We start from the raw sequence: 20,718 nt of genomic DNA, 5'->3' as shown, positions 1-20,718 counted from the left end.
CGGTGAATTCCAGAACGAGCAGCGGCGTCTACCCCCAAGGCATCAAGCTGGGGGTAGACGTCGGCACCGTCAGGGTTGGGCTTGCCATCTGCGACCCCGATGAAATCCTCGCCACGCCTTTCAAGACAGTGGTCCGCGACGCCAAGAAGAACTCCGATGTTCGCGTGGTGGTTAAACAGGCCATGGAAATGCGGGCGGTGCAGATTTTCGTGGGCCTTCCAAGGACCATGAAGGGTGAGGAACGCAGCTCTGCTCAGATGGCTACGGAGTACGCTGAACTGCTGGTGGGCGAGCTTTCCCGCGCAGGTTTGGACGTCCCAGTGAACCTCGTGGACGAGCGTCTTTCCACTGTTACGGCGCACCGCAACCTGCACGAAGCTGGCATGAGCAGCAGGAACCACCGTAAAGTGGTTGATCAGGTTGCCGCTGCTGGAATACTTCAGCACGCGATCGACATGCAAAAAGCCAGAGGAACGGACGTTGGCCGCCGCGTAAACGCACCGGCGCGGTCCGAATCACCCAGCAGTGCCCCAACGCTGCGGGCTTCCTCAGGCAGTGAACCAGATTCTTCTACGAGGGGACTGCAACTGTGAGCCCGGTCAACTACGACCCCTCCAGCGGAACCGCCGGCGGCGGCATGCCGCTGACCCGCAAGGAACTGCGGGCGCGGGAAAGATTCCTCGCCACCCAGAACCAGAACGTCGTACCCGTTCCGGAAGCGACGCCGGGGGAAGCGGCGCCTTCTGCTGATATTGAGCCGGAACTGCCCCGCCCGATTCCCGCTGTTCCCAAGCCAGCTGCCGCTCCAGAAGTCCCTGCTCCTGAAACCTCTGCTCCAAAACCCCCTGCGGCTGAAGTCTCTGCTCCTGAAACCCCAGCCCCTGAAACCCCAGCCCCTGAATCCGTGCGGGCGGATGCTGCTGCTCCGGTCCCGCCGGTTCCGGAGGCGTTGCCGACGGTTGCGGCGTCTGCTCCTGCCGAACATGCGGATCCTGTGCTTCCGGAAGTAGAGCACCATGAGGACGCACTCCCGGTCCCAGCGGTTGCGCACGCCTACGCCGGTCATGTCAACGAATCCCACGACTACGGCCTCCATGACGCCGCGGTCCACGTGGATGATCATGCATTTGCGGTGCATGACGACGCACACTACGACTACGAAGACCATGACGTGCATGAAGGTCATGAAGTCCACCACGAGCTTCATGACGACCACCACCACGCCCTCATCGCACCAGTAGAAGTCCCGGCGGCGTCCAAGGCCGCGGCCAAGAAGGCGCGCCGACGTCGTCGTATCCTTGCTTTGCTGATCACGCTGGGCGTCTTCGTCGCAGCGATCGCGATCGGCGCGCAATTCCTCAAGCCCCTCCTTGGCATGGACAAAGTCACCGATTATCCCGGCCCCGGGACAGGCTCAGTGAGCATCACGGTGCCCGAAGGTGCCGGCCCCAAAGCCGTGGCAACCGCCCTCGTGGAAAACCACGTCGTGGCAGATGCCGATGCCTTCGTCAAGGAATTCGTGGCCGACGGCGGGGAACTCTCGCCGGGTGAATTCACCTTCCGTACCGAAATGAAAAACTCCGACGCTGTTGCGGTCCTCGTCAACAAGGACGCCTCCAAGGTGATCTACTTTGCCCTGAGTGCGGGCCTTCGGATCAATGAGTCGTTGGAGGCAATCTCCAAGGGCTCCGATATTCCCATGGCCCAGCTCAACGGTTTCAACCAGGCGCCTGCACAATTCGGCGTCCCTGCGAAGGCGAAGAACCTTGAAGGTTTCCTTGCTCCCGGAGAGTACCGATTCCCCCTCGGGACCTCCGGTAAGGACATCATCCAGAAGCTTGTTTCCAGCACCCTGGATGAGCTGAAGGCGCAGGGAATTACCGATCCCGCCAAGCAGTACGACACCGTGACAATCGCGAGCATCGTCCAGGCTGAGGGCGGCCAGGCGGACTATGGGAACGTGGCCGGTGCGATCTATAACAGGCTCAAACCGAACAACACCGAGACCAACGGCCTCATCCAGTCCGATGCCACGGTCACCTATGGCCTGGGGAAGAAGTCCTTCCACCTCACGGACGAAGAGAAGGCCGATAAGTCCAACACCTATAACACGTACGCCAACCCGGGACTGCCTGCCGGTCCGATCGGTTCTCCGGGCAAGACGGCGATCGACGCGGCGGCAAAGCCGACGCAGAACGATTACCTGTACTGGGTGACCATTAACCTGGACACCAAGGAGACCAAGTTCTCCAAGACGCTGGCCGAACACAGCACCTACGTTGAGCAATACAACGCATGGTGCCAGGCGCACGCCGGACGGTGCGTGTGAGTCGTCGCGCCGCTGTCCTCGGGCACCCGATCTCACATTCGAAGTCCCCGGCGATGCACACTGCCGCCTATGCCAAGCTCGGTGTGGACATCGAATACTCGGCAATCGACCTCACCGTCGACAGGCTTCCGGCGTTCATGGACTCGCTCCGCGGGGACGAATCATGGTGCGGTCTGTCGGTAACCATGCCCTTGAAATCGGCCATGGTCAGGGAAGTTGACGACGTCCGTGGCGCTGGCGCCCAGTTAGGCGTTATCAACACTGTAGTCTTTGAGTACGACGGCGGTTCGGTCCGCCGCGTCGGTTACAACACCGATGTAGCGGGGATCGTGGAAGCAGTACGCTACGCGGGAATCGCTTCGGCCCCGCATGCTGCTGTTCTCGGCGGCGGAGGAACCTCCGCAGCTGCCATTGCTGCCGTACACGAGCTCGGAGCCGAGCATGTGGACGTTTTCGTCCGGGATGCCACCCGCGCTGCCGACGCCCAAGCCGCTGCGGCCGCCGTCGGCATATCCCTGAAGCTCCGCCCGCTGACTGAGGCAGCTACTGCCGTGGCCGGATCCGACCTTGTCATCTCCACCTTTCCGCCGCGGGCAGCCGATGTCCTTGCCGGGGAACTCGCAGCCCTGCCAGGTACAGGTGCGGGTGTCTTGCTGGACGTAGCCTACGATCCCTGGCCGAGCCGCCTCGCCGAGGTCTGGCACGGGCACGGGGGAGCGGTGGTTCCCGGGCTGGAGATGCTGATGTACCAAGCGGCGGAGCAGATCCGAAGGTTTAGTGGCTGTGACGTTGACGCCTCCGTCATAGATGTGATGTGCGACTCAGTTGGGCTTCCCCGGCGAGTGTTCTAGAGGCCTTACATGGCAGGATTGGTTATATGTTGCGTTGGTTGACTGCCGGTGAATCCCATGGTCCGGCTCTGATCGGAATTGTTGAAGGCGTGCCCGCCGGTGTTGAACTCACCAGCGGGCAAATCCGCGATGCCTTGGCGCGCCGCCGTCTGGGCTATGGACGTGGCGCCCGCATGAAGTTTGAACAGGATGAGGTCACGATCCTTGGCGGGGTACGTCATGGAATCACCCAAGGTGGTCCGGTTGCCATCCAGGTGGGCAACACGGAATGGCCAAAGTGGGAGCAGATTATGTCTGCTGATCCAGTGGACCCTGAAGTCCTTGCCGACCAGGCCCGTAACGCCCCGCTGACGCGTCCGCGTCCCGGGCACGCCGATTTCACCGGAATGCAGAAGTACGGCTTCGACGAAGCCCGCCCGGTCCTTGAGCGCGCCAGTGCCCGCGAAACCGCAACGCGTGTTGCTCTCGGTACCGTTGCTGCCCGGTTCCTTAAGCAATTGGGCGTCGAGTTGGTTAGCCACACCGTTTCCATCGCCAGCGTTACTGTTCCTGAAGGAAGGGCGTTGCCCCTGCCCAAGGACGTCATCGCCCTTGACGCAGATCCCCTGCGCTGCTTCGACCGCGAGACCTCGGACGCCATGGTCGCCGAGGTGGATGCCGCCCATAAGGAAGGCGAAACCCTGGGCGGAGTGGTTGAGGTCCTTGCTTACGGACTTCCCCCAGGATTGGGCAGCTATGTCCACTGGGACCGTCGCCTCGATTCACGCCTGGCCGCAGCGTTGATGGGTATTCAGGCCATCAAGGGCGTGGAGGTCGGTGACGGATTCCTCACTGCCGCCCGCCGCGGTTCGGCGGCCCATGACGAAATCCTCAAGGACGAGAACGGCAAAATCATCCGCCAGACCAACCGCGCCGGCGGCATTGAGGGTGGCATGAGCATCGGCGAGGTCCTGCGCGTCCGGGCAGCCATGAAGCCCATCGCCACCGTTCCGCGTGCCCTGCGCACCATTGATGTCACCACCGGTGAGCCGGCAAAGGCCCACCACCAACGTTCCGACGTCTGCGCAGTTCCTGCGGCAGGCGTTGTAGCCGAGGCCATGGTGGCCCTGGTCCTGGCGGAAGCCATGGTCGAGAAGTTCGGCGGTGACTCTGTGGCTGAGACCACGCGTAACCTGCAGAGCTACCTGGACAACATCCCGGCAACCCTGGACTCGGTCGGCCGGTAGTGGGCCACGCAATCCAGGACGGCTGCCCCGGCCGTCCCGTTGTCCTCGTGGGCCCCATGGCGGTTGGCAAGTCTGCGATCGGCCAACAGCTCGCACAGCAGCTCGGCGTTCCCTTCGTGGATACGGACGCCGTGGTGGTTGCGGCGCATGGCAGCATCGCGGACATTTTCGCGGGTCGGGGAGAACACGCCTTCCGTGAAATTGAGGCCAGGGCAGTGGCGAAGGCCATCGAAGCCGCCAAGCAACAGCAAACCGTGATTTCGCTCGGTGGCGGAGCTGTCCTGGACTCAGGAACCCAGCAATTGCTGGGGGAGTGCACCGTGGTTTACCTGGAATGCGATGCCTCGACCGTTGCCGACCGGATTGCGCGAAACACCGGACGGCCCTTGCTGCAGGGCGACGCAATGTCCCGTTGGGAAGCCCTGTTCGCCACCAGGCGTCCAGTGTATGAACGCCTTGCAGACATCGTCCTGGACGTCCGTTCGGGATCCGTGGCTGAAATCGGCCTCCAGTTGGAGGAGCGGCTGCGCCAGCATGCAGCCTTGAAAGAGGAAGTTGAAAAGTGAGCAACGAAGCAACTGTCATCAAGGTGACCGGCCAGTCAAGCGCTGAGAACTACGACGTCGTGGTGGGCCGTGGCCTCCTGGACTCCCTTCCTGGCAAACTTGGCGAGCGGGTTCGGCGAGTGCTCGTCATTCACCCGCGTGCCCTTCGCCTAACCGGCGACACTGTCCGCGATGAGCTCGAAGCTGCCGGCTTCACCGCCCTGACGGCCGAAATTCCGGATGCCGAAGAAGGCAAGCACATTCAGGTTGCCGCTTTCTGCTGGCAGGTACTGGGACAGAACGATTTCACGCGCTCGGACGCCATTGTGGCCGTGGGCGGCGGTGCGGTGACCGACCTTGCCGGATTTGTTGCGGCTACATGGCTGCGCGGAGTCAAGGTCATCCACATGCCCACCAGCCTGCTGGGTATGGTGGATGCCTCCGTTGGCGGCAAGACAGGCATCAACACTGCCGAAGGAAAGAACCTGGTGGGATCCTTCCATCCACCTGCGGCTGTACTGGCGGACCTCGATACCCTGAAGACTTTGCCCAAGAACGAGTTGATTTCCGGCATGGCAGAGGTCATCAAATGCGGCTTCATCGCCGATCCCGCCATCCTTGACCTTGTTGAAAAGAACACTGATGCTGTGATGGACCCGGAATCTGCCGTAGTTCGGGAGCTCATCGAGCGTGCCATCGCGGTCAAAGCCAACGTCGTCTCCCAGGACCTCAAGGAATCCGGCCTGCGCGAAATCCTGAACTATGGACACACCCTGGGCCATGCCATCGAGCTCGTGGAACGGTACTCCTGGCGCCACGGTGCGGCCGTTTCGGTTGGCATGATGTTCGCTGCTGAACTGTCGCGGAGCGTTGGACGACTCTCCGATGCCGATGCTGACCGGCACCGCACCATCCTAGAGAGCCTGGGCCTGCCCACCACGTACCGCAAGGACCGTTGGCAGGGCCTCCTGGATGGCATGCGCCGGGACAAGAAGTCCCGCGGCGACCTCCTCCGGTTCGTTGTCCTGGACGGCGTAGGCAAGCCCGGCATTCTGGATGTCCCTGACACCTCCCTGCTGTTTGCCGCCTACCAGGAGATTGCGTCATGATGACCGTCCTCAGAGAAGGCGTCAGCGATTGGCCAACCGCAGGGTTCCCGGGCGTGCGCATGAATCCGGATACCTTGCTGCCCGTCGTCGTCAACGAAGACGCACTGGAATCGGCCTTGGCGGCTTCGGAAGACCCTGCCGACCGCATCATGGCGCTGCTGCTGGAAAACCAGCCCAAGGAAGCGGCGGAATTGCTCGCCGAGGCCCGCTACAAGGATCCTGAATCTTTCAGGTTGCGGATTTTTGAAGCCGAAGTCCACCGGGCCACGAATCGCCTGGACCGTGCCATCCAACTGTTCCGCCAGTTGCTGCAGGAAGTCCAAGGCACCTCCAGGGAAGCGATCGTCCACCAATATTTGGGCCGTGCCTATTTCGTCAGTGGAAATGCGCTGGCAGCATCGGAAGAGTTCGCCAAGGCCCTGGACCTGAGGGTCGCCAAGGCTGCCGATGCCGCCCTGATTTACTCCTCCGCGGTGGCACTCCAGCGGGCCCGGGACGTGCTGGAACTCGCCTCCTGATCCAGGCTGGAACCAGGCGTAGGCAAGCCACTCCCCATTTGCCGGTAGAATGGTTCTTGGATTTTTGATAAATACGCGCTGGTGGGCCGTTTGGCATGCCGGCTTGGCATACACGGCTGGAAGCTAGAAACCTTAGCTAGAACCAGTGAGAGAAACCAGAGGATACGAGTGGCAACCACAAACGACATCAAGAACGGGACCGTACTGAAGCTCGAGGGCCAGCTCTGGAACATCATTGAGTTCCAGCACGTTAAGCCGGGCAAGGGTGGCGCTTTCGTTCGCACCAAGATGCGCAACGTTATGTCCGGCAAGGTGGTTGACAAGACCTTCAACGCCGGCCTGAAGATCGAGACCGCTACGGTTGACCGCCGTGACTACCAGTACCTGTACCAGGATGGCGAAGACTTCGTCTTCATGGACACCCAGGACTATGACCAAATCACCGTTTCCGGTGCCACGGTTGGCGATGCCACGAACTTCATGCTTGAGAACCAGATGGTGAACATCGCCATCCACGAAGGCACCCCGTTGTACATCGAGCTTCCCCCGAGCGTTGTCCTCGAAATCACCTACACCGAGCCGGGCCTCCAGGGCGACCGCTCCTCGGCAGGCACCAAGCCGGCAACCGTGGAAACCGGATACGAAATCCAGGTTCCGCTGTTCGTCGAGCAGGGCACCAAGGTCAAGGTAGACACCCGCGATGGCAGCTACCTGGGCCGGGTCAACGACTAGTGAGCGCACGCGGTAAAGCCCGTAGCAGGGCGCTCGAGGTACTTTTCGAGGCGGAGCAGCGCTCCGTATCGGCCTTTGATGCGCTAAAAGCGCGTCGGGAAAAGACGGATCTCGTCATTAACCCCTACACGGTGGAAATCGTTGAGGGTGTTGTCTCCATGCAGCCAACCATCGATGAGTTCCTGCAGACCTATGCCCAAGGTTGGACGCTGGAGCGGATGCCGTCGGTAGACCGCATCATCCTCCGCATTGGTGCTTGGGAACTTCTGTACAACGACGAAGTCCCTGACGGAGTGGCAGTCAGCGAAGCTGTGGCTCTCGCCAAGACGATGTCGACGGATGAATCTCCGGCCTTCATCAATGGTTTGCTCGGCCGGCTCCAGAAGCTCAAGCCGTCACTGCTCGCCTAGGCGTCGCTGGAGCTTGTTCAGCAAGAGGACCCGCGTCCACAGGAAACTGTGGGGCGGGTCCTCTTCTGTTTGCGTCTCAGTTCAGCACTGCCGCCCGGAGCGCAGGGATCTCGCGAAGATGGTCAAGTTCGTCCCGCTGGTGGACAGGCACATCGCGCCCGCTGAGGACGCGTTGGCGCGTGAACGCCAAAGCCGTGGCACCCTTGATGAATGCCCGCATCTGGGCTGCGCGACCACGCGAGGCTGCCCACCGCATTGCCTGCCGCCTTCCTGGTGAAGTTGCCAGCATTTCAACTTCGGCAGGCGTGAACCATCCGGCCCTGGCATATTCGAGGAGCCGCTGGCGCGTGAGTTTCCCTTCGGCAATCCGGAGGCAAATGATGCCGAGAGCCGCGATCAGAAAGATCGGCACCTGCACCACGAAGTAGTCCAGCAGGAAGTCCTGGCCCATGCTGTTCCACCGGTTATGCAGGAACATGGCCGGCAGGAGGCCAATGATGAACGCCAGCACGGCATAGCCTGAATGCCACTTCCGGGCGGCAAATCCCATGATCAGCCCGGTTGTTCCCGTGAAAATGGCGTGCGCGAAGGGTGACATGACGCCACGCAGGATAAAAATCCGGACCAGGTCCGTGCCAGGCTCCGATGAAGACGCGATCTCACGGCCGAAGTAGAGGATGTTCTCAGTGAAGGCGAATCCGGCGGCGATCGTAAAAGCGAAGACCACGCCATCCACGGGACCATCGAAGTACTTCCGTGCGGCAAGGATGAGTACCAACAGGCCAAGCGATTTGGTGAATTCCTCCACGATCGGAGCTTGGACCGTGGCCATGAAATACGTGAACGCTTCCTCGCTGGTGGTCGGAGCTGCCAGGGCGAAGAGCGGCTGGATCAACAGTGTTCCAGCGATCGAGACCGCAGCTCCCCATGTGAAAGCGAACCAGAGAAGCCTGTTGGGCTCCGGCTCCCAACGGTCAATGAGCCGTACTGTAAGCAGCACCACAGACAGCGGTACCAGAGATGCGATGAACCCGATCACGAAGCCTGTGACACCGGTATTGCCCAGGAGGAACGGAACCACCAGGAGAAGGCTTCCGAAGACCAAAACGCTGCCTACCAGGAGCAGGGGGAGCGTACCCGGCGACCGGCGCGCCCGGGTTACTTCAGGAGCAGCCCAGGTCTGCGGCGGAAGGGTTCCCGGGTTGCCAGGGGCCGGTTGGTAGTTTCCGGGCTGCACGCGTCCGATCCACGTCGGATTAGCGGCCGGTTCCAGGTATGGCCGCGGGTAGGGTTGGTGCCCGCCCGGATTCCCAGGGTGGTTGGTGCTCATGGCCTAGAGCCTATTCCACAGCTTGGGCTGTGAGCTTTAACTCACCGCCTCGACCGCTGCCCGGTGAGGCGGCAGGGCCCCGCTGTGGTAGTTTTGAAGGGCAAATATTCCTTTTTTAATTCCGTCCCGTGAGGCGGGGAAAGGGGAGACGAGCGAATGACTGAAGTCACTTCAGCGCAGGTTCCGTCGCGGGTTGTTCTCAACCAAGCGGACATCGACCGTGCGCTGACTCGTATCGCCCATGAGATCCTCGAAGCCAACAAAGGCTCCCAGGACCTGGTTCTATTGGGCATTCCCAGCCGCGGCTATCCATTGGCCGTGCGGCTCGCCAACAAGATCGCTGCAGCCGACCCAACGGTCAACGCAGAAACGATTGTTGGCCAACTCGATGTCACCATGTTCCGTGATGATCTCTCGCACCAGCCAACGCGTCCTCCGCACCACACGCGTCTGCCGTTGAGCGGCATCGACAACAAGGTTGTTGTCCTCATCGATGACGTCCTGTATTCCGGCCGCACCATCAGGGCAGCGCTTGATGCCTTGGTGGACCTTGGACGTCCCCGGATTGTCCGCCTGGCAGTCCTGGTAGACAGGGGCCACCGCGAGCTTCCCATCCGCGCGGACCATGTAGGCAAGAACCTGCCCACCTCCTCCGCAGAAAAGGTCCGCGTCCACCTCGAGGAAATCGACTCCGTAAACGGCGTCCCAGTCAACGAAGTAGTTATCGAGGCCGGCAAGTGAAGCACCTCCTCTCCACTGAGAACCTCAGCGCCTTCGATGCCATCCGGGTCCTGGACACTGCCGAGGAAATGTCCGCAGTCGGTGACCGCGAGGTCAAGAAGCTCCCGGCACTTCGTGGCCGCACGGTAGTCAACCTCTTCTTCGAGGACTCCACGCGTACCCGGATCTCTTTTGAGGCCGCAGCCAAGCGGCTTTCAGCCGATGTCATCAACTTCGCCGCCAAAGGATCTTCGGTGTCCAAGGGCGAGTCCCTGAAAGACACTGCCCAGACACTGGCCGCCATGGGAGCTGATGCGGTTGTGATCCGTCACTGGGCTTCCGGTGCTCCGCATCGGCTGGCTGCCACGGACTGGATCGACGCCGCAGTGATCAACGCCGGCGACGGCACGCACGAACACCCTACGCAGGCCCTGTTGGACGCGTTTACCATGCGCCGCCACTGGTCGCAGCTCAATGGAAATAGATCCACTGGGGCTGACCTCAAAGGCATGCGCGTGGCGATTGTGGGGGATGTGCTGCACTCCCGTGTTGCCCGCTCCAACGTTTGGTTGTTGCGTACCCTGGGCGCCGAGGTGACGTTGGTTGCGCCACCTACGCTGTTGCCGATCGGCGTCGAGCACTGGCCCTGCAAGGTCAGCTACAACCTGGACGAAACTCTGGAAGCAGGCGTCGACGCGATGATGATGCTGCGCGTCCAGGGTGAGCGCATGCACGCCTCGTTCTTCCCCTCCACACGTGAGTATTCACGGCGTTGGGGTTTCGATGACGCCCGGCTTCGGGCACTGGATGACCTGGGCATGAAGGACACCATCATCATGCACCCTGGCCCCATGAACCGCGGCCTGGAAATATCCTCCGCCGCCGCCGACTCGCCGCGCTCAACTGTGCTTGCACAGGTGCGGAACGGTGTTTCAGTGCGCATGGCAGCCCTTTACCTGTTGCTCTCCGGGGATTCCCGCGAAGCAACCGCCGCAACGGCAGTGACCACCCATGCTGTAAGCCAGCCCACCAAGGAGAGCAACTGATGGCCGAGAACACCTACCTGATCCGTGGGGCCGCCATTCTCGGCGGCGAAGCTGAAGACCTGTTGATCCGCGACGGCATCATTGCCGCCCGCGGCAAGGACCTCTCCGACGAGGACGCCACGGTCATCGACGGCAAGGGCCTCATTGCACTGCCCGGCATGGTGGACGTCCACACGCACTTGCGCGAGCCCGGCCGCGAAGACGCCGAAACGGTCGAGACCGGCACCCGCGCCGCAGCGTTGGGCGGCTTCACGGCTGTCCACGCCATGGCCAACAGCAACCCCGTGGCAGACACGGCAGGCGTGGTCGAGCAGGTCCACAGCCTGGGCCGCGCGTCCGGCTGGGTGGACGTGCGCCCCGTTGGGGCCGTAACGGTTGGCCTCGCCGGCGAGCAGCTCGCAGAGCTGGGTGCCATGGCGGACTCCCGTGCCCAGGTGCGTATGTTCTCCGACGACGGCATCTGCGTGCACGATCCCGTTCTAATGCGCCGCGCGCTGGAGTATGTGAAAGCGTTCGACGGCGTGGTGGCCCAGCACGCGCAGGAACCGCGCCTTACGGCCGGGGCACAGATGAACGAAGGCGCCGTTTCGGCAGTGCTCGGACTCACGGGCTGGCCTGCGGTCGCCGAAGAGAGCATCATTGCCCGCGACGTCCTGCTGACCCAGCACGTCGGTTCACGCCTGCACGTCTGCCACGTCTCCACTGCAGGATCCGTGGAAATCGTGCGCTGGGCCAAGGCCCGAGGCATCAACGTGACTGCCGAGGTCACCCCGCACCACCTGCTCCTCACGGACGAGCTGGTCCGCAGCTACGATCCCGTTTTCAAGGTGAACCCGCCGCTGCGCACGGACGCTGACGTTCAGGCGCTCCGCGAGGGCTTGGCAGACGGCACCATTGACGTCGTCGGCACGGACCACGCCCCCCACCCCAGCGAACACAAGGAATGCGAGTGGGCGCAGGCGGCAATGGGCATGACCGGCCTGGAAACGGCATTGTCCGTTGTCCAGGAGACCATGATCGAAACCGGCCTCATGACCTGGGCCGATTTCGCGAGGGTCACGTCGTTCACCCCCGCGGTCATTGGCCGCGTTGCTGACCAGGGCAGGCCGTTGGAAGAAGGCGAGCCGGCCAACGTCATCCTGGTGGACCCGGCTGCACGCTGGACGGTGGACCCCCATAAAATGGCTACCATGGGCCGCAATTCACCGTTCAAGGGCAAAGAGCTGCCCGGTTCCGTGGTGGCAACCTTCTTCAAGGGCCACCCCACGGTTCTCAACGGCAAGCTCAATACGCCGTACAGGTACGTCGAAAACTACCCCACCCCGGATTCCGCCGGGGCAGTCAGCGGTAGCTGATGAACAACCAGACTCTCACCGTGCTCATCACGGTGCCGTTGATCATCGTTGTCTTGATGATGATCTGGCTGGGGTGGCGGAGCCGCCTGAGGCGTCAAGCCGACGTCGAACGCCTCCCGGAGGTGCCGCAGCAACTGACGCCGGCCACGATCGTAGCCGAGGGCCAGTACGTTGCCACCACCACGGCAGGGGACTGGCTGGACCGGATTGCAGTGCAGGGCCTTGGGATCCGGACAAACGCGGAACTGAGTGTCCACGCCGAAGGCATCCTGTTCGACCGTTCAGGCGCCGGCCCGGTGTTCATCCCGCGCTCCGCAGTGGCTGACAGCCGCCAAGCCGCCGGAATGGCCGGGAAGTTCGTCGAGAAAGACGGACTCCTGGTCATCAGCTGGAAGCTGGGCGGCAGGGAACTGGATACCGGATTCCGGACCAGGCATGCAGCCGACAAAGAGCTCCTCCTCGAAGCCATCCAAGAATTGATCTCCGCAGCCCCTCAGGCAGATGCCGATAGTGGAAAGTAATAAAGTGACGGACAGTAAAGCAGCCACCACACCCGCCCCCTCAGCAGCAGTACTGGTGCTCGAAGACGGCCGCGTGTTCCGCGGCCGTAGCTACGGCGCCCAGGGAACGGCCCTCGGTGAGGCCGTCTTCGCCACCGGAATGACCGGCTATCAGGAGACCATCACCGATCCTTCTTACGCCCGCCAGCTTGTGGTGCAGACCGCACCCCATATCGGCAACACGGGCGTCAACAGCGAAGACGCTGAGTCCCGCCGCATCTGGGTCGCTGGCTACGTCGTTCGCGACGCCGCGCGCCGCCCTTCCAACTGGCGCTCGGAACGTTCCTTGGACGCCGAATTGGTAGAGCAGGGAATCGTTGGCATCCAGGGCGTTGACACCCGTGCCATCACCCGCCACCTCCGCGAACACAAGACCATGCGCGCAGGCATCTTCTCGGGCGAGGCTGCGCAGGCATCGGAGAAGGAGCTCCTGGACGCGGTCCTTGCAAGCGCCCCAATGGAAGGCGCAGCGCTGGCTGAAGAGGTCTCCATCGACGAGGCTTACGTCGTGGAGCCCAAGGACCACGGCTGGGAAGGAGAACCCCGGTTCTCCATTGCCGCCGTGGACCTCGGCATCAAAGCAATGACTCCGGTACGCTTCGCCGAGCGCGGCGTGCGTGTGCATGTCCTGCCGGCTACGTCCACGCTGGAGGACGTCAACGCGGTCAATCCGGACGGCTTCTTCATGTCCAACGGACCTGGCGATCCCGCTACCGCAGACCACCAGGTCTCACTGCTGCGCTCGGTGCTGGACGAGAAACTGCCCTACTTCGGGATCTGCTTCGGCAACCAGATCCTGGGCCGTGCGCTTGGCTTTGGAACCTACAAGCTCCGCTACGGTCACCGCGGCATCAACCAGCCCGTCATGGACCGCCGCACGGGCAAGGTTGAAATCACCTCGCAAAACCACGGCTTCGCCGTCGACGCACCGCTGAACGGCGCCACGGTGGCCCCTGAGGAGCGCTACGGCCGCGTGGAAGTCAGCCACGTCTCGTTGAACGACGACGTCGTGGAAGGCCTGGCGTGCCTGGACATCCCGGCGTTCTCGGTCCAGTACCACCCTGAAGCCGCTGCCGGCCCGCACGATGCCGCGTACCTCTTCGACCGCTTTATCGACCTCATGGCAGAAACGAAATCGGCCACAGCCGGCGCCGCCAACTCCACCGACTCCAAGACTGAGGACAAGAAGTAATGCCCAAACGTACAGATCTCAAGAGCGTCCTTGTCATCGGTTCCGGCCCGATCGTCATCGGCCAGGCGGCCGAGTTCGACTACTCCGGTACCCAGGCCCTTCGCGTCCTCAAGGAGGAGGGCCTGCGGGTCATCCTCGTGAACTCCAACCCGGCCACGATCATGACGGACCCCGAGTTTGCCGATGCCACCTACGTCGAGCCCATCACGCCCGAGGTTGTTGAGAAGATCATCGCCAAGGAACGTCCGGACGCCTTGCTGCCCACACTCGGTGGCCAGACCGCGTTGAACACGGCCATTGCGCTGGACAAGAACGGTGTTCTGGAGAAGTACAACGTCGAGCTCATCGGTGCGAACATCGCTGCCATTGAACTCGGCGAAGACCGTGAGAAGTTCAAGGGCGTCGTGGAGCGCTGTGGAGCCGAGTCGGCTCGCAGCCACATCATCCACACCATGGACGAGGCCTTCGCTGCGGCCGAAGACCTCGGCTACCCGATGGTCGTTCGCCCGTCCTTCACCATGGGTGGACTTGGCTCGGGCCTGGCGTACAACGAGGACGATCTCCGCAGGATCGTTGGCCAGGGCCTGCAGTACAGCCCCACCACAGAGGTCCTGCTCGAAGAGAGCATCCTCGGGTGGAAGGAATACGAGCTCGAGATGATGCGCGACAAGAACGACAACGTCGTTGTTGTTTGCTCCATCGAGAACTTCGATCCCGTAGGCGTCCACACCGGCGACTCCATCACTGTTGCCCCGGCCTTGACCCTTACGGACCGCGAGTACCAGAAGCTGCGCGATGTCTCCATCGCCGTCATCCGTGAAGTGGGCGTGGACACCGGTGGATGTAACATCCAGTTCGCCATCCACCCGGACACGGGGCGCGTTGTCGTGATCGAAATGAACCCGCGTGTTTCCCGGTCCTCCGCCCTTGCATCCAAGGCAACCGGTTTCGCCATTGCCAAGATCGCCACCAAGCTGTCCCTCGGCTACACCCTGGACGAGATCCCGAACGACATCACGCAGAAAACGCCGGCGTCGTTCGAGCCGACCCTGGACTACGTCGTGGTCAAGGTTCCGCGCTTCGCGTTCGAGAAGTTCCCGGCCGCGGACAACACGCTGACCACCACCATGAAGTCCGTTGGCGAAGCCATGGCCATGGGACGCAACTTCACCGAGGCCCTGCAGAAGGCCCTCCGCTCACTGGAGCAGAAGGGTTCCCAGCTGGACTTCAGCTCCGTGCCGGAGTACGAAGTGGCAGAACTGATCGAGAAGGCCAAGCGCCCCACTACGGACCGGCTGCACCAGGTACAGCGCGCCCTTCTGGGCGGCGCCAGCGTCGAAGACCTCTACGCAGCAACCAAGATCGATCCCTGGTTCCTGGACCAGCTCCAGCTGCTGAACGAAACCGCTCAGGAAATCCGTAAGGCTGGAGTGCTGACCGAGGACATGCTGCGCAACGCCAAGCGCCATGGTTTCTCAGACGAGCAGATCGGTGCCCTGACCCACAACAACGAGGCAGTTGTCCGCGGCGTCCGCCAGGCGCTGGGCATCCGTCCGGTCTACAAGACGGTGGACACCTGCGCTGCTGAGTTCGCCGCATACACGCCGTACCACTACTCGAGCTATGACGAGGAAGACGAAGTCGGCCTGCACGCCAAGCCGTCCGTGATCATCCTGGGTTCCGGGCCCAACCGCATCGGTCAAGGCATCGAGTTCGATTACTCCTGCGTTCACGCTTCCATGGCCCTTCGCAAGGCGGGGTATGAGACCGTCATGGTCAACTGCAACCCCGAGACCGTCTCCACGGACTACGATGTCTCCACCCGCCTGTACTTCGAACCGCTGACACTTGAGGACGTCCTTGAGGTCATCGCGGCCGAGGAACGTACTGGTGGAGTCATGGGTGTCTTCGTCCAGCTGGGCGGTCAGACCCCGCTTAAGCTCGCACAGCAGCTTGCCGACGCCGGCGTGCCGATCCTGGGCACCTCGCCTGAAGCAATTGACCTCGCAGAGCACCGTGGCGCGTTCGCCCGCGTCCTGGACGAGGCCGGCCTGACTTCTCCGAAGAACGGCACGGCTGTGTCCTTTGAGGATGCCAAGAAGATCGCCGACGAAATCGGGTACCCGGTCCTGGTCCGTCCGTCCTACGTCCTGGGCGGCCGCGGCATGGAGATTGTCTACGACGAAGCCAACCTGTCCCGATACATCGCCAACGCCACGGAAATCACCCCGGACCACCCGGTGCTGATCGACCGCTTCCTCGAAGACGCCGTCGAAATTGACGTCGACGCCCTCTTCGACGGCACCGACATGTACCTCGGTGGCATCATGGAGCACATTGAAGAGGCCGGCATCCACTCCGGAGACTCTGCTTGCGTCCTCCCTCCGATCACGCTCGGCAACAACGTGATCGAGCGCGTGCGCACAGCCACACGCGCCATTGCCGAAGGAGTTGGCGTGCGCGGCCTCATCAACATCCAGTTCGCGCTGGCCTCTGACGTTCTCTACGTCCTGGAAGCCAACCCGCGTGCCTCCCGCACGGTGCCGTTCGTTTCCAAAGCGACCGGCGTGCAGATGGCGAAGGCCGCGGCGCTGATCGGTACTGGTGTCACCATCAACCAGCTCCGCAGCGCTTACAAGATGCTGCCGGAAACCGGTGACGGATCCACCCTGCCCCTGGATGCCCCGGTCGCCGTCAAGGAAGCCGTACTGCCGTTCAGCCGCTTCCGGACCCCCGAGGGCAAGGTTGTCGATTCCCTGCTCGGCCCGGAAATGCGGTCCACTGGTGAAGTGATGGGTATCGACAAGCACTTCGACACCGCCTTCGCCAAGAGCCAGGCAGCCGCCAACAACGCACTTCCCACCGAAGGCAAGATCTTCGTCTCCGTGGCCAACCGGGACAAGCGCTCGGTGATCATGGGTGTCAAGCGCCTCTCGGACCTCGGTTTCGAGATTGTCTCCACGGGTGGCACGGCAGACGTGCTCCGCCGCAACGGCATCCAGGCCACTCCGGTCCGCAAGGTAGCCGAGGGCAGCAGTGCTGAAGGTGAAGGGACCATCGCAGACCTCGTCATTGCCGGCGAGATCGACATGGTGTTCAACACCCCGTCCGGCGGGGAAGCCCGCAGCGACGGCTACGAACTCCGCGCAGCCGCTACATCCATTGGCATTCCCTGCATCACCACGGTGGCTGAATTCAACGCAGCCGTGCAGGCAATCGAGGCACTGCGCACCTACGAATGGTCGGTCACCAGCTTGCAGGAGCACGCAGCCAACCTGAGCGCATCACAGGCCGCCGTCAATGCCTGACTCTCTTGAGGCGAACAAGGCCCAGGACGCACAGCAGCCGGTCCGGGAGTCCTTTGGCTCCCGGCTGGCCGCCGCGATGGCCGCCCGTGGTCCGCTTTGCGTCGGAATCGATCCCCACCCGCAGCTGCTGGCTAGCTGGGGACTGAACGACGACGTCGCCGGGCTGGAGCGTTTTTCGCTCAGCGTGGTGGAGGCCGTGGCTTCCCTCGCTGCCGCAGTGAAGCCGCAAGTGGCACTGTACGAACGTCACGGCTCGGCGGGCATGGCTGTCCTGGAGCGAACGTTGGCCGCAGCTGCTGATGCGGATGTGCTCAGCATCGCTGACGCCAAGAGGGGTGATATTGGTTCCACCATGGCCGCGTACGCAGATGCGTGGTTACGCGACGGTTCGGCCCTGGCAGCGGACTCAGTGACCCTGAGTCCTTACTTGGGCTTTGAGTCCTTGCGTCCGGCCCTGGATCTCGCTGCGCAGAATGGCAGGGGAGTGTTCGTTCTGGCGTTGACCTCCAATCCTGAAGGAAAATCTGTCCAGCACGTCGGCGGAAGCAATTCCGTCGCCCGGGGGATCGTCGATGCGGCTGCAGCCGAGAACCAGCGGTACGGGGGAGTCCTGGGTTCAGTAGGACTTGTTGTCGGCGCCACCATTGGTTCTGCGCTTGAGGATCTGGATATTGACCTCGGCCCGGTCCGCGGAGCGATCCTGGCCCCGGGCCTGGGTGCTCAGGGTGCCACTCCTGCGGACCTCCGGGCCACTTTCGGGGCCGCTTATCCCACGGTGCTTGCCACCTCAAGCCGTGGCATCCTGGCCGCCGGTCCTACGACGGCAGCGCTGCGGGCAGCTACCCAGGAAACGCTGGACGGCCTGCGGGCGGAATGATGCCGGCAGGCCGTTGCGCAACCCGGCGCCTCCCGGTAGGTTCAGGATCAGTTCGCGTGACGTGAATCACAAATCCGATCCGACAGGGGTTTGGCCGTGGGTTTGAAAGAGCTGACACCGCAGGAGCGTTCCGACGCTTTGGATAAGGCTGCAAAGGCGCGCGCTGTTCGCGCCGCAGCCAAAGAGCGGCTCAAACGTGGCGAAGTGAGCATCGCTGAGCTGATCTCTTCAGGCACCACGGACGAAGCCATTGCGCGCATGCGCGTGGTGGAGTTGCTGGAAGCGCTCCCAGGCATAGGACCTGTACGTGCGGCCGGGATCATGGCGGACATAGGCATCGCTGGTTCCCGGCGCATCAGGGGCTTGGGAATTCACCAGGCCCGGGCGCTGGTAGATTTTATGGATACCCAGCAAAGCGTTTGACGCATCTCCCCGAAGGAATCCGTGAGCAAGAAACCTGGACTGACTGTCCTCGCAGGCCCAACTGCTGTTGGCAAGGGAACCGTATCCACCTACATCAGGGACAACTATCCAGAGGTTTGGCTTTCCGTCTCGGCCACCACCCGCCCTGCGCGTCCAGGTGAGAAGGACGGGGTTCACTACTTCTTCAAATCCGCAGAAGAGTTTGACTCTCTGGTGGCTGATGGCGAACTCCTGGAGTGGGCAGTGGTCCACGGACAGAACCGGTACGGCACGCTCCGGAGTACTGTGAATGATGCTATTGCGGAGGGGAAATCGGTACTGCTCGAGATCGACCTCCAAGGCGCACGCCAGGTAAAAGCTGCCGTGCCGGATGCCAAGTTCGTCTTCCTGGCCCCGCCCAGCTGGGAAGAAATGGTGCGTCGGCTTGTGGGTCGCGGCACCGAAACTGCCGAGGAACAGCAGCGCAGGCTGGAAACCGCTAAACTGGAACTTGCTGCTGAACCGGAGTTTGACCACACCGTCATCAATGACGACGTTCGCCGGGCAGCGGACGAGCTTGTTTCACTCATGGGGCTAACCCCGCACGAGCGCTAAGCGCTTGCACTTGTCGGCCCGCTAGAATTTGGAGATTTCGTGTCCACGAACCTTGAAGGCATCATCAACCCGCCGATCGATTCGCTGCTTGAGGCTGCCGATTCCAAGTACGGCCTGGTGATCTTCGGCGCCAAGCGTGCCCGCCAGATCAACGCCTACTACGCCCAGCTGCACGAGGGCCTCTTCGAGTATGTCGGTCCGTTGGTAGACACCAAGCTGAACGAGAAGTCGCTCTCGATCGCCCTTCGCGAGATCAACGAAGGCCTGCTGGTTTCCACGCCGATCGAGCCCGCAGAATAACAACTGACTGCCTGTTGACGGAGGTCACGTGCGCATAGTCCTCGGAGTCGGGGGAGGGATCGCAGCCTACAAGGTTGCATCGCTCCTCCGGCTTTTTGCTGAAGCCGGGCACCAAGTGACGGTGATCCCAACGGAAGCAGCCACCCGTTTTGTCGGCGTGGCTACATGGGAGGCGCTCTCCGGGAATCCGGTCAGCAACAGCGTCTTTGACGATGTCGAGAAAATCAACCACGTCCGGCTGGGCCACGAGGCTGACTTGATCGTCGTCGCACCTGCTACCGCGGATCTCCTTGCGAAAGCAGCCACGGGCCAAGCCGGTGACCTCCTGACCAACACTCTGCTGATGGCCCACGGGCCGGTGCTCTTTGCTCCGGCGATGCACACGGAAATGTGGCAGCACGCGGCAACCCAAGCCAATGTGGAAACCTTGCGGAGTCGTGGCGTAACAGTCCTGGAGCCTGCCAGTGGCCGCCTGACAGGAGCCGATTCAGGCCCCGGCCGTTTGCCCGAACCCGAAGCAATCTTCACTGCCGCCATGGCGTTGGCCGAGGCCGCCACGGAAGTGGACGCGCCCGAGGCTGTACCCGCGGCACATGCTTCCCTCGCTGGCCGTACGGTGACGATTTCGGCGGGCGGTACCAGGGAAGCGTTGGACCCCGTGCGTTTCCTCGGTAACCGGTCGTCGGGAAAGCAGGGCGCGGCACTGGCTGCGGCTGCGTTGGCTGCCGGTGCCACCGTCCGTTTCCTTGCCGCACATATGGACGTCGAGCCGCCTGCCGGCGTCGAGCTCGTCCGCGTTGAATCAGCCTTGGAGCTGCGTGAGGCGGCGATGAAAGCGGCGGTCGATTCCGACGTCGTCATCATGGCCGCCGCTGTGGCAGATTTCCGGCCGGCTGAGGTTTCGGACACCAAGATCAAAAAGGTCGACGGCGAGGACGCGCCGTTGGTGCGCCTGGTTCGAAACCCGGACATCCTGCATGAGCTGGTCGAACGGCGCAACGCCGAGGGTGGCCGCCAACTGATCGTGGGTTTTGCGGCCGAAACGGGCGATGCCCAAGGCGATGTGTTGGAGCATGCCACTGCCAAACTCAAGCGCAAGGGCTGCGACCTCCTGGTGGTCAACCACGTGGGGGTGGGCCGTGTCTTCGGCCAGGACGATAACTCGGTGGTGATCCTTTCCGGGCACGGCGCCGAACCGCAGTCTGCGTCCGGATCCAAGTCTGATGTCGCCGCGGCCGTTGTAGATCGGGTGGGCGCCGAATTGACCAGGGTTTTTCCGGCCCCGTAACGCCC

The 20,718-nt window shown here is 62.5% G+C and carries 21 protein-coding genes; 20 read left to right on the top strand and 1 reads right to left on the bottom strand.

Annotated elements, in window-relative coordinates; translation table 11 throughout:
* The first annotated feature begins 2 nt into the window (after positions 1-2).
* From ruvX to nusB, 9 genes are all read left to right on the top strand, one after another.
* Positions 3-593 (top strand): Holliday junction resolvase RuvX, encoded by a 591-nt coding sequence (ruvX, locus tag LDN75_RS14670; RefSeq protein ID WP_223933015.1) that lies wholly within the window; start codon positions 3-5, stop codon positions 591-593.
* Positions 590-2,329, top strand: coding sequence for an endolytic transglycosylase MltG (gene mltG / locus LDN75_RS14665; RefSeq protein WP_223933014.1), 1,740 nt, complete (start codon positions 590-592; stop codon positions 2,327-2,329). Before ruvX ends, mltG begins: the two co-directional genes overlap by 4 nt.
* Entirely contained in the window at positions 2,326-3,180 is an 855-nt protein-coding gene (locus LDN75_RS14660) for a shikimate dehydrogenase (RefSeq protein ID WP_223937589.1), read from the top strand. Before mltG ends, LDN75_RS14660 begins: the two co-directional genes overlap by 4 nt.
* 26 nt (positions 3,181-3,206) lie before the next feature.
* Complete coding sequence (gene aroC, locus LDN75_RS14655; RefSeq protein WP_223933013.1) at positions 3,207-4,406, top strand: chorismate synthase; 1,200 nt, start codon at positions 3,207-3,209, stop codon at positions 4,404-4,406.
* 56 nt (positions 4,407-4,462) lie between these two features.
* The gene (locus tag LDN75_RS14650) at positions 4,463-4,972 is read left to right on the top strand and encodes a shikimate kinase (RefSeq protein ID WP_263422396.1); all 510 of its coding nucleotides are present in this window, start codon (positions 4,463-4,465) and stop codon (positions 4,970-4,972) included.
* Positions 4,969-6,060, top strand: a complete 1,092-nt coding sequence (gene aroB, locus LDN75_RS14645; RefSeq protein WP_223933011.1) for a 3-dehydroquinate synthase — start codon at positions 4,969-4,971, stop codon at positions 6,058-6,060. Before LDN75_RS14650 ends, aroB begins: the two co-directional genes overlap by 4 nt.
* Positions 6,057-6,578: a tetratricopeptide repeat protein gene (locus tag LDN75_RS14640; protein ID WP_223933010.1), complete on the top strand. Its 522-nt coding sequence runs from the start codon at positions 6,057-6,059 to the stop codon at positions 6,576-6,578. The genes aroB and LDN75_RS14640 overlap by 4 nt, the downstream gene beginning before the upstream one ends.
* 168 nt (positions 6,579-6,746) lie before the next feature.
* Positions 6,747-7,310 (top strand): elongation factor P, encoded by a 564-nt coding sequence (gene efp, locus LDN75_RS14635; protein ID WP_011774957.1) that lies wholly within the window; start codon positions 6,747-6,749, stop codon positions 7,308-7,310.
* Complete coding sequence (gene nusB, locus LDN75_RS14630; protein ID WP_223933009.1) at positions 7,310-7,720, top strand: transcription antitermination factor NusB; 411 nt, start codon at positions 7,310-7,312, stop codon at positions 7,718-7,720. Before efp ends, nusB begins: the two co-directional genes overlap by 1 nt.
* 76 nt (positions 7,721-7,796) lie before the next feature.
* On the opposite strand, the gene LDN75_RS14625 is transcribed toward nusB, so the two are convergent.
* Positions 7,797-9,050, bottom strand: coding sequence for a PrsW family intramembrane metalloprotease (locus tag LDN75_RS14625; RefSeq protein WP_223933008.1), 1,254 nt, complete (start codon positions 9,048-9,050; stop codon positions 7,797-7,799).
* A 156-nt stretch (positions 9,051-9,206) separates the two neighbouring features.
* Here LDN75_RS14625 and pyrR point away from each other — a divergent pair, with 156 nt between their 5' ends.
* The 11 genes from pyrR (at position 9,207) to coaBC (ending at position 20,713) form a co-directional block, all read left to right on the top strand.
* Positions 9,207-9,791: a bifunctional pyr operon transcriptional regulator/uracil phosphoribosyltransferase PyrR gene (gene pyrR / locus LDN75_RS14620; RefSeq protein ID WP_223933007.1), complete on the top strand. Its 585-nt coding sequence runs from the start codon at positions 9,207-9,209 to the stop codon at positions 9,789-9,791.
* Positions 9,788-10,816: an aspartate carbamoyltransferase catalytic subunit gene (locus LDN75_RS14615; RefSeq protein ID WP_223933006.1), complete on the top strand. Its 1,029-nt coding sequence runs from the start codon at positions 9,788-9,790 to the stop codon at positions 10,814-10,816. Before pyrR ends, LDN75_RS14615 begins: the two co-directional genes overlap by 4 nt.
* Positions 10,816-12,171, top strand: coding sequence for a dihydroorotase (locus LDN75_RS14610; RefSeq protein ID WP_223933005.1), 1,356 nt, complete (start codon positions 10,816-10,818; stop codon positions 12,169-12,171). The genes LDN75_RS14615 and LDN75_RS14610 overlap by 1 nt, the downstream gene beginning before the upstream one ends.
* The gene (locus tag LDN75_RS14605) at positions 12,171-12,692 is read left to right on the top strand and encodes a hypothetical protein (RefSeq protein ID WP_223933004.1); all 522 of its coding nucleotides are present in this window, start codon (positions 12,171-12,173) and stop codon (positions 12,690-12,692) included. The genes LDN75_RS14610 and LDN75_RS14605 overlap by 1 nt, the downstream gene beginning before the upstream one ends.
* Positions 12,673-13,923 carry a glutamine-hydrolyzing carbamoyl-phosphate synthase small subunit gene (gene carA / locus LDN75_RS14600; protein ID WP_223933003.1) on the top strand — a complete coding sequence of 417 codons (1,251 nt, stop codon included), beginning with the start codon at positions 12,673-12,675 and terminating at the stop codon, positions 13,921-13,923. Before LDN75_RS14605 ends, carA begins: the two co-directional genes overlap by 20 nt.
* Positions 13,923-17,231: a carbamoyl-phosphate synthase large subunit gene (gene carB / locus LDN75_RS14595; RefSeq protein ID WP_223933002.1), complete on the top strand. Its 3,309-nt coding sequence runs from the start codon at positions 13,923-13,925 to the stop codon at positions 17,229-17,231. The genes carA and carB overlap by 1 nt, the downstream gene beginning before the upstream one ends.
* Positions 17,224-18,108 carry an orotidine-5'-phosphate decarboxylase gene (pyrF, locus tag LDN75_RS14590; RefSeq protein WP_223933001.1) on the top strand — a complete coding sequence of 295 codons (885 nt, stop codon included), beginning with the start codon at positions 17,224-17,226 and terminating at the stop codon, positions 18,106-18,108. The genes carB and pyrF overlap by 8 nt, the downstream gene beginning before the upstream one ends.
* Before the next feature lie 96 nt (positions 18,109-18,204).
* The gene (mihF, locus tag LDN75_RS14585; protein WP_223933000.1) at positions 18,205-18,531 is read left to right on the top strand and encodes an integration host factor, actinobacterial type; all 327 of its coding nucleotides are present in this window, start codon (positions 18,205-18,207) and stop codon (positions 18,529-18,531) included.
* A gap of 21 nt (positions 18,532-18,552) precedes the next feature.
* Positions 18,553-19,125, top strand: coding sequence for a guanylate kinase (gene gmk / locus LDN75_RS14580; RefSeq protein ID WP_223932999.1), 573 nt, complete (start codon positions 18,553-18,555; stop codon positions 19,123-19,125).
* 39 nt (positions 19,126-19,164) lie between these two features.
* Positions 19,165-19,425 (top strand): DNA-directed RNA polymerase subunit omega, encoded by a 261-nt coding sequence (gene rpoZ, locus LDN75_RS14575; protein ID WP_017197559.1) that lies wholly within the window; start codon positions 19,165-19,167, stop codon positions 19,423-19,425.
* 28 nt (positions 19,426-19,453) lie between these two features.
* A complete protein-coding gene (gene coaBC / locus LDN75_RS14570) occupies positions 19,454-20,713 on the top strand; it encodes a bifunctional phosphopantothenoylcysteine decarboxylase/phosphopantothenate--cysteine ligase CoaBC (RefSeq protein ID WP_223932998.1) in 1,260 nt (419 codons plus the stop codon).
* Positions 20,714-20,718: the final 5 nt, after the last annotated feature.

It is taken from the genome of Arthrobacter sp. StoSoilB5 (assembly GCF_019977235.1).
GTDB lineage: Bacteria > Actinomycetota > Actinomycetes > Actinomycetales > Micrococcaceae > Arthrobacter.
Note: the sequence above shows the minus strand (reverse complement) of the source record. Positions and strands in the feature narration are given on the sequence as shown.

Coding starts and splice junctions, on each gene's coding strand:
- aroC (WP_223933013.1), top strand. CDS start 3,207: ATGTTGCGTTGGTTGACTGCCGGTGAATCCCATGGTCCGGCTCTGATC.
- LDN75_RS14650 (WP_263422396.1), top strand. CDS start 4,463: ATGGCGGTTGGCAAGTCTGCGATCGGCCAACAGCTCGCACAGCAGCTC.
- LDN75_RS14640 (WP_223933010.1), top strand. CDS start 6,057: ATGATGACCGTCCTCAGAGAAGGCGTCAGCGATTGGCCAACCGCAGGG.
- LDN75_RS14625 (WP_223933008.1), bottom strand. CDS start 9,050: ATGAGCACCAACCACCCTGGGAATCCGGGCGGGCACCAACCCTACCCG.
- pyrR (WP_223933007.1), top strand. CDS start 9,207: ATGACTGAAGTCACTTCAGCGCAGGTTCCGTCGCGGGTTGTTCTCAAC.
- LDN75_RS14610 (WP_223933005.1), top strand. CDS start 10,816: ATGGCCGAGAACACCTACCTGATCCGTGGGGCCGCCATTCTCGGCGGC.
- LDN75_RS14605 (WP_223933004.1), top strand. CDS start 12,171: ATGAACAACCAGACTCTCACCGTGCTCATCACGGTGCCGTTGATCATC.
- carA (WP_223933003.1), top strand. CDS start 12,673: ATGCCGATAGTGGAAAGTAATAAAGTGACGGACAGTAAAGCAGCCACC.
- carB (WP_223933002.1), top strand. CDS start 13,923: ATGCCCAAACGTACAGATCTCAAGAGCGTCCTTGTCATCGGTTCCGGC.
- pyrF (WP_223933001.1), top strand. CDS start 17,224: ATGCCTGACTCTCTTGAGGCGAACAAGGCCCAGGACGCACAGCAGCCG.